The sequence below is a fragment of the Paenibacillus sp. JJ-223 genome (assembly GCF_927798175.1).
GTDB classification, from domain to species: domain Bacteria; phylum Bacillota; class Bacilli; order Paenibacillales; family Paenibacillaceae; genus Paenibacillus; species Paenibacillus hubeiensis.
On sequence record NZ_CAKMMP010000001.1, the window covers coordinates 761,999 to 774,553 of the forward strand.

Here is a 12,555-nt window from a genome sequence, read left to right on the forward strand (position 1 = left end):
GTTACTGGTAAAGCAGGCATGACCAAAATGATTTTGCATTTTCCTTATGTGAGTAGGGAAAGGCATATCGTTTTGGTCTTTTTTTATATCCAAATTCAGAAATGAGGCTAAGGTATGGATTATCGCAAGTTGGGACAAGAGATTACGGAATTGGTTGGAAAGAAGGATAATATCGCTCGGCTTACGCACTGCGCAACCCGACTTCGGTTCGAGCTGCACGATATCTCCAAAGCGGAGACAGAAAAACTCAAAGCTCTTCCAGGTGTCATTACCGTTGTGAACAATGGTGGACAATACCAGGTTGTCGTGGGCAATGAGGTCCAGCAGGTCTACCGAGTTATCACTCAGCAGATGGGTTCGGCAACTCGAAGTGCGGAGTCCAAATCAGATTCCGGCCAAAATAACGGACCAAAGCAGAAACAGAGCTGGATTTCCAGATTCATCAGCGTCATCTCGACGACATTTACTCCAGTAATACCGGCAATTATTGGCGCGGGTATGATCAAAGCGATATTAGCCGTACTTGTGCTGACAGGCCTCGTAACTACAGAAAGCCAAAACTATTATATCCTTAATACCATTGCGGATGCGGCGTTTTATTTCATGCCTATTCTACTGGCTTATGGAGCTTCCATTAAGTTCGAAACAAGTCCAATTCTGGCGATGACAGTTGCCGGTGTTTTGTTACACCCGGGATGGAGCGCCTTGATGGCGGAAGGAAAAGACGTGTTTTTCATCGGTGTTCCAGTTCGACTAACCGATTACGCAGGCTCCGTGCTGCCAATTATTATTGTCGTTTGGCTCATGTCTTATATTGAACGTTTCGCGGATCGAGTATCGCCCTCAATGATCAAATTTTTCACGAAACCGATGATTGTGCTATTGATTACAGCCCCTCTTGCCTTGGTGGCGATCGGGCCTTTCGGAACGTACCTGAATGATCTGGTTGCGATGGGTGCAGAAGCGATTAATGCCAGAGCCAGTTGGCTGATTCCTTTGTTAATGGGAACTTTGCAGCCGTTTTTGATCGTGACAGGCACTGCATGGGCAATGACGCCGATTGCAACTAGCCAACTGACCAAAAATGGATATGAAATGATCAACGGTCCGGGAATGCTCGCGTCCAATATTGCTCAAGGTGGGGCCACGCTTGCTGTAGCATTAAAAACAAAAAACAAAAAACTGAAACAGCTCGCTGCTTCATCCGGTTTCACCGCTGTGCTGGGAATTACGGAACCATCCTTGTACGGCGTAACGCTGAAACTGAAAAAACCCTTGATTGCCGCAATGATTGGTGGTGGTGTAGCAGGGATATACGCCGGTCTGACCGGATTAGTGCGTTATGCCTTCGTTTCTCCGGGACTTGCCGCGTTGCCTGCCTTCATAGGCAGCAATCCGATGAACATCGTTCATGCTATTGTGACTTGTCTGATCGCTTTTATCGTTACCTTTGCTCTGACATGGATCATTGGTTTTGAGGATCCAGTAGACGATGAAGAAGGAAATACCAACATTAACGATGACAAGACGCTTTCCCAAGAGCCTGTTAAAGACAACAATCCAGGCACGCAGTCTGCTGCAACAAATGCAAATGTACCCGGCCAAAATGAATTACGCCCACTTACGATCGCCAGCCCGATGCAAGGGGAATTAGTCCATCTGGACCGAGTACCAGACGATGTGTTCTCTTTGGGATTACTGGGTAAAGGTGCTGCAATTATTCCTGCCAAAGGAGAATTGTATGCACCGATCACAGGGGAAGTTACGGCCTTCATGGACTCCAAACACGCGGTCAAATTAAATGGTTATGATGGAGAAGAGGTGCTCATTCATATTGGAGTGGATACCGTCAACCTGAAGGGGAGACATTTCGACTCTTCCATTAAAGTGGGGGACCGGGTAAAACGGGGCGACTTGTTGATCAGCTTTGATATCGATGCCATCAAGGCAGAAGGGTATGAAGTCATAACCCCGATCATTATCGCCAATTCGGATCGTTTCCCGGACATTAAGCTGGAGAAGCAGAGTCCTGTGGAGGTTGGAGCGACTATTATCCACCTTTCGTAACAACCTTAATACGGCCCGTCATATATCTTGAACAACATTAAAATGAAGGAGTGCTTGAGATGTTATATCAACACATCAAACCATTCCCCAATGAATTTCTGTGGGGAGGCTCTACCTCGGCCTATCAAGTGGAGGGAGCCTGGAACGAAGATGGCAAAGGTCTGTCCGTAATCGATATGTGTGATCATCCGGCTGGAACCGCCGATTTCACGGTTGCGAGCGATCACTATCACCGATTCAGAGAAGACGTGAAGCTTTTTGCAGAGCTGGGCCTCAAAGCATATCGTTTTTCAATTGCATGGACTCGAATATTGCCTTCAGGCACAGGAGCAGTTAATGAGAAGGGGCTCGATTTTTATCACCAATTGATTGACGAATTGCTGCTCCATGGTATTGAACCCATTGTGACCATGTACCATTTCGACTTACCCTACGAGCTTGAGAAAACCGGAGGATGGAACAACCGGGAAACGATCGATGCCTTTGTCGAGTACGGGCGTATCTTGTTTACGCATTACGGGCATAAAGTGAAATATTGGTTGACCATTAATGAGCAAAATACGATGATTCTCCATCCAGGTGCCATTGGTACACCGAAGGGCGGCCGTATGCCTTCCACTAAGGAACAGTACCAGCAAAATCATCACATGTTTGTGGCTCAAGGCAGAACGATGCGACTATTTCATGCCATGCTCCCGCAAGGCAAGATCGGTCCTGCATTAAACATGACTTCCATGTATCAGGCAACCTCCAGACCAGCAGATGCAATCGCTGCACATAACTGGGAGACGATTCGCGGATGGGGTTTTCTCGACTTATCGGTGTGGGGACGGTATAATCCATTATTCTGGAGTTATTTGCAGGAACGTGGCATCGAGCCGGTTATTGAGCAGGGCGACATGGAAGATATCCAGTCAGGCCGCCCTGATCTCGTAGCAATCAATTATTATTCGACGGCAACCATTGCCGCCAGTACGGGCGATGCGTCGGATGTTACAGCGCGTGCGGGCGATCAGCAAATTATGCTTGGCGAGCAGGGAGTCTACCGGGCCGCAGAGAATCCTTATACGGAAAAAACGAAATATGGCTGGGTCATTGACCCGGTTGGCCTAAGGCTAACATTGCGTAAGGTATGTGAACGATATGGTCTCCCGATTCTAATTACGGAAAATGGTATAGGAGCTCCGGATGTACTGGAGGCAGATTACACCATTAACGATACGTACCGGATTGATTTTATCGAGAAACACCTGGAACAGATCAGACTGGCTCTAACGGATGGGGTAGATGTGATTGGTTATTGCCCTTGGTCCGTTATTGACGTGGTAAGCACCCATCAAGGTTATGGGAAACGTTACGGCATGATCTATGTAAACCGTGGTGAACAGGATCTGAAAGACTTGAAGCGCTTGAAGAAGAAAAGCTTCTCGTGGTATCAGGAGGTCATTAAACAGAATGGCAGATGTATCGGTAATTCGGATCAGGCGGTCACGAAAGAATAAAGGATCGTGATGAATGCATGAAAGTAATCAAAATATTGAATAACAGCTTGCTTCTGACTAAAGATGAACAGGGACAAGAAATGATTGTCATGGGAAAAGGCTTGGCATTCAAAGGCAAAGTCGGCGAGCGACTGGATGAGGAGCACATCCAGAAACGATTCATTCTGCAAAATAATCCGTCTGCCCAGGCTTACGTACGAACTATCGAAAACATGCCAGAAAAACATGTGAATGTCATAAACAAATTGATTACCAATGCGAAAGAAAAGCTGTCTCTTGACGATCAAATCTTCTTTACGCTTATGGATCACTTGTCGTTTGCCATTGAACGATGGAAAAAAGGTGTATCATTACAGAATCGCATGTTATGGGAGATCCAGAGGTTTCATCCTGTCGAATTCGAACTGGGGGTTGAAGCCGTTCAGATGCTGAATCTGGAACTGGGTATTGAACTGCCGGAAGAAGAAGCAGGGAATATTGCTTTTCATTTCGTGAATGCCCAAACACATGAGCAGAATATGGAGCGCACGATGCAATCCGTTAAGATGTTAAAAGATATTTTTAACATTATCCAATACACCTTTGATATGCAATTGAACAAAAACTCCATCCATTATGTGAGACTCGTTACACATTTGCAATTTTTCATCCAGCGTTTACAAGAAGGGCGTCTGGGCAATTCGGCGAAAGATTTTATATTTCAACATATGGTGAAGGAGCATCCGCTTGAATACAAATGCGCGGAGATGATCAAAACCTACGTTCAAAACATGCTGGATATTTCCATATCGAACGAGGAGTTATTATATTTGATGATTCACATTGCTCGAATTGTACAGGAGGAGCAATGTGACGAGGGAGGATTATAAAACAAAGTTTATATTCTTTACTTAGGCAAGCGATTTTTTGAATAGCGACAGGAAAAACGATGGCCGTTTTCTCGTATTCTACCGGGAAACGGTCTTTTATTTTTGCGCGAAATTCTACATTTAAGCGAGTCAGGAGGCAATGAAATGAAGCAGTGCTATAACCTTGTTAAATGGATGGTTATTCGAATGTTGGTCGTAAGCATCTGTACGGTTATAGGTTACGTTCCCGGCAGAGCGGCCGTGGATGATTCAGTTATCCAAACCCTGCCAGCAAAAGGAGAAACATGAAACGCTTTCTATCATTTTTAACCATGTCGATCCTTTTTGAAAGCTTGACAAGGTCAAAACATTTATATATAACTAAATCAGTTATAACCATTATGGTTATATATAAAAATAAAAACTGGAGGTTAACATGAAAATCATAAATCATTTTATACCCGTTTTTACCGAGCAATTGGAATCAACCGTTGCATATTATGAAGCTCTTGCAAACCGATCTATGGATCGTACGTGGAATATTCCCGAGGCTGGCTTATCTTTAGCCACAGTATATCCTTACGTCATTGTATCTGGAAGTCCGGAGGCCTTGGAGCCTGCTAGATCACTCCGTGCAGTGGTGTATGTTGATTCCATGAACGAATTGAAGATAGAATTAAAAAAACAAAATACCCTTATCGTAAGAGATCAGCATGGTCCCATTGGTCCAGGCGTTTTTGTTCGACATCCTGATGGTAGTTTTATTGAATATGTTGAGCCTGCGCAAGCTTCTGTTTGACTTGGCGCAAATCAAAAAAATGTAAAATAAAGCTACTCCATTAGAGGAGTAGCTTTATTTTACATTTGCCTTTATCCGTAGTTGCTCTACAATCTGAGCTAGGGTAACAGAAGCTAGTTCATGCTCCATAGCCTTCTGTGCATTAGAGAGTTGGGGTAATAGAATGGATTCAATGTTCATTCCTACAGAACAATTTGGGTCAGTATCCTTGTGAATTTTGAAAAGCTGATTTCCATCCACAGATTCGACTGCTTGGAAGATATTCAGTAGGGTTAATTTTTCAGGAGATATCAGAAGAGAGGCCCCCGCAACTCCTGGTTTTGTTTCAATATAACCTGCTTTTTTGAGCTGGGCCATAATCCTTCTAATGACTACAGGGTTACTATTGATGCTGCGGGCAATTCGATCGCCTGTACTATATAGAGGGTCCAGCGAGATCATGGACAGAATATGGACTGCCATCGAAAAGCGACTACTTATTTGTTTCAATCTACTCACCTTCTTTGCTAAATAGTATAGTTTCATTTAAAGGACAGGTCAATCGACGGCATCATCAGCAGGTAAACGTGTAGGTCAAAGATCACCTCCGAACATATTATGATTCCCATCAGATAAGAAATTAGCACGAAAAAAAGAATACGATCTTTCATTCAAGCTAACGGGAATCTTTACTTCAATGTAGTGTAGGAACCGGTTTAGATGAAGCTGACTGGGAATGGAGTTTCACTAGCTGCCTCTAGAAACAAGAATTTAGGAACGTACGTTCTTTACATGTGCAATATGTGAGGGTATAATCACAACGTAACGGAAACGGAGAACTGCTTGATTAAACAATGAAGATTTTTCTTCATTTAAGCAAGTTATACATAGTTAATTGGAGGAGTCTGTATGCCATATTGTAAAGTTAAGAATGCCAGTATATATTACGAGGAAATGGGTACAGGCAAACCGATAATAATGATCCACGGTTTTTCGCCAGACCATCGATTAATGAGTGGATGTATGGAACCGATATTTGAAAAGATCCCCGGTTGGCGTCGCATTTATCTTGACCTGCCTGGAATGGGGCAAACAAAGGATTACGATCAAATATGTAATTCAGATGATATGCTGGAAGCAGTTATACATTTTATTGAAACTCTCATCCCAAATCAAGATTATCTCATAGCAGGCGAATCATACGGCGGATATATTACAAGAGGAATAATTAATAAACATAAAGATCGTATTGGTGGCGCTGCACTGATTTGTCCATTAATTATTCCCGATCACAAAAGAAGGAAAGTCCCCGAGCATTTGGTTGTTCATCGTGATCGCGAGTTTTTAGACACCTTAAGTGAAGAGCAAATAAGTGATTTTAGCGCAAATCAAGTCGTTCTCAATGAGTATAATTGGAAAAGGTATTCTGAGGAGATCATTGCCGGTTGTAAGATCGCTGACTACGATTTTCTTAGTAAGCTTCAAAGAAACTATGGATTTTCCAAAAATATCGATGAATTAGTTTTCGATAAACCAACCGTATTTACTCTTGGGCGACAAGATGCAGTCGTTGGTTACAAAGATGCTTTTAGAATTTTAGACAATTATCCTAGAGCAACCTTTGCTGTTCTAGACCGAGCAGGCCATAATCTTCAGATTGAACAGCCTCTGTTATTTGAGTCTCTTATGTGTGAGTGGCTTGAAAGAGTAACAGAGCATGGATTTTAGTTTTATGTTAACCTATTAAACTAACGGGAACGTTATCTGGTTGCCAAAGTCGATGGGAAAAAAGTGAATCTCCCAGACGTACCTTCAGAGAAGAAATCTCTCATGGGAGGTATGGAGAACAATCAATTATGGGATTCTGCCAAGACGATTAATTTCCTCAAAGAGGTACAGTCCCAAGGAGCCGATCCGAATGTGGACGGAGCTGGGGGTTACCTGGCCGTTGAATGTCGTACTGTCTCCTAAATCATCCTAACTCGGCACTGTTCTGAATAAGACGCATGGTCGTTTCAAACCAGGGATCGTCCCGGTATTATTCGTTGTAAGTTCGAGACACGGCCATCGAATATGACATGCTGTCATATTCGTACATAGCCATGCATATATATCCCCGAGAATGTAGGTATGGGGGGCGGATCAATGGACGGTAACAAAGCTAACCATCAGGCAAACGGTCGAAGCTGGCAGGGAGGGAACGTACAATCACAATGGCATGCTAAGCAGTCGCCGGAATACCATTCACAGACAGTAGGGGAACGGGGACCGATTTTGGAACAGGATAGCATGCTGCATGAAACACTTGAAACCTTTGTCCACGAAAAGATATTAGAGCGTCCGGTTCACGTGAAGGGGTTTGGAGCCTTTGGTTATTTTGAAACCCTCCACTCGATGGCCGCTTATACGAATCTGTGCTTCCTGCAACAGCCGGGACAACGGGTACCCGTTACCGTTCGTTTCTCACTTGCGGTCAGCAACAAAGGGACACCGGATACATCCCGCAACGTGCGTGGATTCTCGACGAAATTTTATACCGAGCAAGGCGTTTTCGACCTGCTCTGTAATCATATCCCTGTGTTCCTCGTACGAGATCCGATCCGGTTCCCTGAGTCCATCCGTGCTTTCCTGCCATCACCCGTTAACAATCTCATCGATCCCAATCGATTCTGGGGTTTCGTTGCTAGAGCACCAGAGGCAACCCATTTCGTTGTACGATTGTACTCGGACGAAGGGACGATCAAGAGTCTCCGCCATATGCCAGGACACAGTGTTAACACCTATGTTTGGAAAAATGCACAGAACGATCGCTTCTATGTCAAATATCGCTGGATTCCGTTGGCTGGAGAGCAATATATCGATGCGGAAGAAGCGGCTCGTTTGGCCAGCGAGAACCCCGATTATTCGGGTAAAGATCTATATGATACGATTGCCAAAGGCACACCAGTCCAATACGGGCTGTATGTGCAGTTGATGAACCCACAGGATGAGGCAATGCTGTCGTTCGATCCGTTGGATGACACGAAAGTATGGGATGTACGTCATTTCCCGCTGCTGCCAGTTGGTCGACTCGTATTGGATACGAACCCTACGAATTATCAGGAGCAGGTCGAGAAACTGGCATTCTCTCCGTCAAATCTTCTGGATGGTGTCGAGCTGTCCGATGATAAAATGCTGCAAGGCCGCAGCAATATTTATTGGGATTCACAGCGGCATCGCCTTGGATCGGATTTCCGTAAAATTCCGATTAACCATCAAACAAACTGGTCACCGACTGAACAGGTAACGAGTGGGACAGGGCGCTATGTAGCCGGCCGGATCGTTCGATCCGATATTCCACAGCCCGATAATTTCACGCAAGCGGGAGAATTCTACCAATCGCTAACGCAAGTTCAGCAGGATCATCTTGTTCAAAACCTCGCTGATGACTTATCGGCCGCTTCTTATGAGATTCAAAGGGTGGTGTTAGGCTATTTATCCCAGGCTAATGCAACATTAGCCGAGAGGGTAGCGCGTCAGATCGCCGCACCGAAGAAGGGATGATTTACGCAATTTCATGAAGTAGGAGAATGAGGTCGATCAATTGTCGGGGTTCAAGAACATATTCCCATTAAAAATCGCTATTTGGTCATAATCCTGTCAAGTAGACACTTTAAAAAGACAACATTCAAGCTGCGGCCATTTCTCGGTATTCCACCGGGGAACGGTTGTTTAGTCTCTTCTGAAATCGGTCCTGGTTGTACGCCGGCTTGCAGTTGAACGGTTTTGAAGTGTATTGTAATCCTTGGCCCGAGTTTATTTTGATGATTTTTTTGATCTTAATCGTTATTACGGATAATTGATATAAATATTTTTTAGGCAGTTTCTAAAAAGGGCAGGGATGACGTATGTTCATTCCTGCCCTTTTTGTTTTTCGAAATAATGAGAATTATAGTTTTAATTTTTATGAAAATTTTCGTAGCTGGTGCAAGTGGTGTTATTGGGAGATTGTTGCTGCCGCAACTCGTACAAGCTGGACACGATGTCATTGGCATGACGCGGAAAGAAGAGCAAAGACATTAAGAATGGCCGAAACGAAGTGGATTCCCTGGTTAATGAACAAAATAAAGAAGCTATGAAGTTGTTAGAGTCAATGGGATATACCTTTCCTGTAAAATTAGAACTCATGATGTTTAAAAAAGGGACAATACCATTTCCATTTGGCGGCTGATATTTCCCTCAACAATGTCAGGTGGAATCCAAAAATATTAAAGTTAGCAAAAGTGGACGACCGTTTTCATTATGATCTTGAGAAAACGGTCGTCACTTATTCTTGCTTATCACCTAAATTTCCAGTGAATACGCAAGCACTTGGGAACGTGTCATTGCTTTACCTTTGCTCCACAATTCTTGCAATTCCTGCTCAGAAAAAACATGCTGAAGATCAAGAATTACCTCTTCATGCTCTGCGGGAAAATTGGGCATGGCCTCCCCGCCAGAGCTTTGGCGGCCTTTCTCAGCAGCTCCGAGAAGGATTGCAGATTCGGTGAAGGCCTTCTTAGCACATAAGGCAATGGCTAATCCTTCAAGACCACGCGATAGAATCCAAGAACCTCTGTAGATCTGGCTTGCGGCGATGCATTTTTTGAAATATTCAATAGAAGCAGTAATCTGCTCAAGCTTCAGGGCGGAATACCCCAGACTTTCGTACGGACCGGATACTTCCCATTGGTCCTGGACGACTTCGAAGAAATGTACACTCTCATTCAGGCTCTTAGACGCTTCAAAATAATTATGCTGTCCTAATCGGAGCTTCCCGTAAGCATGCAATGAGGAAGCTAAATTCCACAAATCGCCCGTGGCTCTAGCAATATCAATGCTCATCTGTACCAACGGTTCGGCTTCCTCAAGACGTTTCTGTTTGATGTGAAGAAACGCGAGCAGTCGAAGGGAGGAGATAAGGAGAGAGCTTTCTCCCAAATCGCGAGCGAGTTCCACGCTTCTGATCGCCGAATACATGGCATCTTCAACATTTCCACGGATAAATTGAATGACACCACGTCCATGCAAAGCCTTTGCGGAATCGGTGCCAGACTGTCCTTCGTGTGTTTCATTATCCAGAAAGCGATTCAGCCAGAACAATCCTTCCTTCAGCCTGCCTTCGTGCAGCCAGAACCAATAGAGGTTTGAGACCATGTGAAGTCCAAATGAATAGGCATGCGGGTTAGAGTACGACCATTCCAGGGCAGAACGCAGGTTCGCATATTCTTGCCGTACTTCATCAATACACGCTTCGCGTTCGTGAGTCCTGAATTTGGGCTCCGCACGGACCAAACATTGACTGTAATAACGAACATGGCGTTCAGAAAGCTGATGGCTCTTATGCTTGTCGGTTTCTTTCTGCAACTTTCCGCCTGCATATTCTTTGATAGCTTCCAGCATGAAGTAGCGGATGTAGCGGTAATTCTCGCCGATCTCGATAGAAACGAGAGACTTGTTGACCAGACCGGACAACAGGTCGAGTACGTCTTCGCGAGTGATGCGATCTTCCCGCTCAGGCATTCCGGGCTCACAGATGCAGATCTCTTCCGCCGCCTCCAAAGTAAACCCTCCCGCAAATACGCTAAGCCGCCTCAACAAGAGACGTTCTTTGCCGGTCAGCAATTCATAACTCCAATCAATTGTGGATTTGAGCGTTTGCTGACGGGTCACAGCGGTTCGTTTGCCTGCTGTCAGCAAGGTCAGCAGATTCCCTAGGCGTTCCGTGATTTGTTCCAGTGTCAGCATGTTCATTCTGGCAACCGCCAGCTCAATGGCTAACGGGATTCCCTCCAGCTTTTTGCAAATAGAGCCAACAAGTCTGAGATTCTGCAATGTGGGCTGAAACTGGGGCGCAGCAATATGCGCCCGCTCCAAAAAAAGTTGCACGGCTTCAAAGGATATGATCTCCTGTTCGGGTATCTCCTCAAGCAAATGCTCGTCCGCTGGAAAAGATAACGGAGGAAGCCGATAGACGGATTCCCCGGGAATATTGAGTGGTTCCCGGCTGGTGGCGAGGATCGTCAGCCCCGGCGCGAATGCAAGAAGTGATTCAGCCAAAGACGCGCTTGCGTCAATGACATGTTCGCAGTTATCAAAAATAAAGAGTGCTTTCTGGTCGGACAAAGCCTCCAGTATCGTTTGAAGATCGGTCCCGTTTGCCTGGTTCTGCAGCCTTAATGTGGACAGAAGCAGTTGTCCCAGGTCTTGCGGTTCTTTGACAGAGCCGAATTCAAACATCCATATCCCTTGCGGGTACGTTCCCCCGAGCGTTGAAGCCACCTGAACGGCAAGGGACGTCTTGCCTATTCCTCCGGGACCCACGACAGAGACCAGGGAGTGAGCATTCAGCCGTTCCTTCAAGTCAGCCATGGCTAGACTTCGTCCAACGAAGAGCGTAGGGAGCTTGGGCAGCCGATGTGCTGGCGCGATTGAAGCCTGCGGCGCGGCAATCATTGGTTTCGGTGTTGTCCCTTCCATAGTAACCAGTGTGTCGAACCAGGTTGCGTCGAAATCGGGAAACTCCCGTGAGGTCGCTGACCGCGCTTCCGAGAAGCGCTTTACAGAATTCCAAAGCTCCTCAGCCTCATGACGCGGATCAGCTTCCAGGAGAAGCCCTTCTTCGCAGAACGCTTGGATCATTCGTTTGAGACTGCCCACGCTGGGGAGGCGGTCTCCATTCTCCCATTGCTGCACCGTTCGTGGATCAACACCGACCCGCCGTGCCAGGTCCACTTGCCGCATCCGTTTGGATAAGCTGTGCCTGGCAGGTCTGGAACGAATTTTTTTGATCCATTCATGAGGCCAATCTTTTGGCAATTTCCCGTCTTCCATCCTATCACCTGAATTCCATAGTTTCCGCAGCTTCACACGAACAAACACGAACTTATGTACATTCGTGTTCTGGATTCTAACAGATATAATTAGCCATATCAACAACAACGAGGAGGTAACACACATGCCATTGACTCGCATTACCACATTGAAGGGTCGCTCCAGCGAAGAGAAAGCCCGTATTGGCGAGGTCGTCTTGCAGACGATTGTGGACAAGCTGCATGTCCCCCAGAACGATCGCTTTCTGATTGTAGAAGAACTTGAACGTGACAATTTCAGCTTTGATCCGAATTGCCTGGATATTGATAGAAGTAACGGTTTTCTAATCGTTCAGGTCACGCTGAATGCTGGCCGATCAGCAGAAGTGAAGAAAGAGTTCTATGAGGTATTAGCCGAGCAGCTTCATCAGCAGTGCGGCATCAGAACGGAAGATGTGTTCATCAATCTGGTTGAGGTCACCAAAGAAAACTGGTCTTATGGTAACGGCATCGCTCCATTTATCGTGTAA

The 12,555-nt window shown here is 45.5% G+C and carries 10 protein-coding genes and 1 pseudogene; 9 read left to right on the forward strand and 2 right to left on the reverse strand.

The window, feature by feature from the left end; all coding sequences use genetic code 11:
- Window positions 1-114 precede the first annotated feature (114 nt).
- The 4 genes from L6H98_RS03155 (at window position 115) to L6H98_RS03170 (ending at window position 5,216) form a co-directional block, all read left to right on the forward strand.
- Complete coding sequence (locus L6H98_RS03155; RefSeq protein WP_236412780.1) at window positions 115-2,067, forward strand: beta-glucoside-specific PTS transporter subunit IIABC; 1,953 nt, start codon at window positions 115-117, stop codon at window positions 2,065-2,067.
- Window positions 2,068-2,126: 59 nt separating this feature from the next.
- Window positions 2,127-3,569, forward strand: a complete 1,443-nt coding sequence (locus L6H98_RS03160) for a glycoside hydrolase family 1 protein (protein WP_236412781.1) — start codon at window positions 2,127-2,129, stop codon at window positions 3,567-3,569.
- 17 nt (window positions 3,570-3,586) lie between these two features.
- A complete protein-coding gene (gene licT / locus L6H98_RS03165) occupies window positions 3,587-4,438 on the forward strand; it encodes a BglG family transcription antiterminator LicT (protein WP_236412782.1) in 852 nt (283 codons plus the stop codon).
- 415 nt (window positions 4,439-4,853) lie between these two features.
- Window positions 4,854-5,216, forward strand: a complete 363-nt coding sequence (locus L6H98_RS03170) for a VOC family protein (protein ID WP_236412783.1) — start codon at window positions 4,854-4,856, stop codon at window positions 5,214-5,216.
- Window positions 5,217-5,270: 54 nt separating this feature from the next.
- Here L6H98_RS03170 and L6H98_RS03175 read toward each other — a convergent pair whose 3' ends face one another.
- Complete coding sequence (locus L6H98_RS03175; protein ID WP_339272269.1) at window positions 5,271-5,714, reverse strand: Rrf2 family transcriptional regulator; 444 nt, start codon at window positions 5,712-5,714, stop codon at window positions 5,271-5,273.
- Window positions 5,715-6,104: 390 nt separating this feature from the next.
- Here L6H98_RS03175 and L6H98_RS03180 point away from each other — a divergent pair, with 390 nt between their 5' ends.
- The 4 genes and pseudogenes from L6H98_RS03180 to L6H98_RS03195 all read left to right on the forward strand — a co-directional run.
- Window positions 6,105-6,923: an alpha/beta hydrolase gene (locus tag L6H98_RS03180; RefSeq protein ID WP_236412785.1), complete on the forward strand. Its 819-nt coding sequence runs from the start codon at window positions 6,105-6,107 to the stop codon at window positions 6,921-6,923.
- A 102-nt stretch (window positions 6,924-7,025) separates the two neighbouring features.
- Complete coding sequence (locus tag L6H98_RS03185) at window positions 7,026-7,166, forward strand: hypothetical protein (RefSeq protein ID WP_236412786.1); 141 nt, start codon at window positions 7,026-7,028, stop codon at window positions 7,164-7,166.
- A gap of 174 nt (window positions 7,167-7,340) precedes the next feature.
- Window positions 7,341-8,738 carry a catalase gene (locus tag L6H98_RS03190; protein WP_236412788.1) on the forward strand — a complete coding sequence of 466 codons (1,398 nt, stop codon included), beginning with the start codon at window positions 7,341-7,343 and terminating at the stop codon, window positions 8,736-8,738.
- Window positions 8,739-9,140: 402 nt separating this feature from the next.
- Window positions 9,141-9,236 (forward strand): annotated as a pseudogene (locus L6H98_RS03195) (NAD-dependent epimerase/dehydratase family protein); the annotation flags it as partial.
- Window positions 9,237-9,518: 282 nt separating this feature from the next.
- Here the strand turns inward: L6H98_RS03195 and L6H98_RS03200 are convergent.
- Window positions 9,519-11,957, reverse strand: a complete 2,439-nt coding sequence (locus tag L6H98_RS03200; RefSeq protein WP_236412790.1) for an NB-ARC domain-containing protein — start codon at window positions 11,955-11,957, stop codon at window positions 9,519-9,521.
- Between the two features lie 214 nt (window positions 11,958-12,171).
- On the opposite strand from L6H98_RS03200, the gene L6H98_RS03205 reads away from it, so the two are divergent.
- On the forward strand, window positions 12,172-12,555 hold the full coding sequence (locus tag L6H98_RS03205; RefSeq protein ID WP_236412792.1) for a tautomerase family protein: 384 nt from the start codon (window positions 12,172-12,174) through the stop codon (window positions 12,553-12,555).

What these genes read in the sequence shown, in the direction of transcription:
- L6H98_RS03155 (WP_236412780.1), top strand. Translation starts at nt 115, where the DNA reads ATGGATTATCGCAAGTTGGGACAAGAGATTACGGAATTGGTTGGAAAG.
- L6H98_RS03160 (WP_236412781.1), top strand. Translation starts at nt 2,127, where the DNA reads ATGTTATATCAACACATCAAACCATTCCCCAATGAATTTCTGTGGGGA.
- licT (WP_236412782.1), top strand. Translation starts at nt 3,587, where the DNA reads ATGAAAGTAATCAAAATATTGAATAACAGCTTGCTTCTGACTAAAGAT.
- L6H98_RS03170 (WP_236412783.1), top strand. Translation starts at nt 4,854, where the DNA reads ATGAAAATCATAAATCATTTTATACCCGTTTTTACCGAGCAATTGGAA.
- L6H98_RS03180 (WP_236412785.1), top strand. Translation starts at nt 6,105, where the DNA reads ATGCCATATTGTAAAGTTAAGAATGCCAGTATATATTACGAGGAAATG.
- L6H98_RS03185 (WP_236412786.1), top strand. Translation starts at nt 7,026, where the DNA reads ATGGGAGGTATGGAGAACAATCAATTATGGGATTCTGCCAAGACGATT.
- L6H98_RS03190 (WP_236412788.1), top strand. Translation starts at nt 7,341, where the DNA reads ATGGACGGTAACAAAGCTAACCATCAGGCAAACGGTCGAAGCTGGCAG.
- L6H98_RS03200 (WP_236412790.1), bottom strand. Translation starts at nt 11,957, where the DNA reads ATGCGGCAAGTGGACCTGGCACGGCGGGTCGGTGTTGATCCACGAACG.
- L6H98_RS03205 (WP_236412792.1), top strand. Translation starts at nt 12,172, where the DNA reads ATGCCATTGACTCGCATTACCACATTGAAGGGTCGCTCCAGCGAAGAG.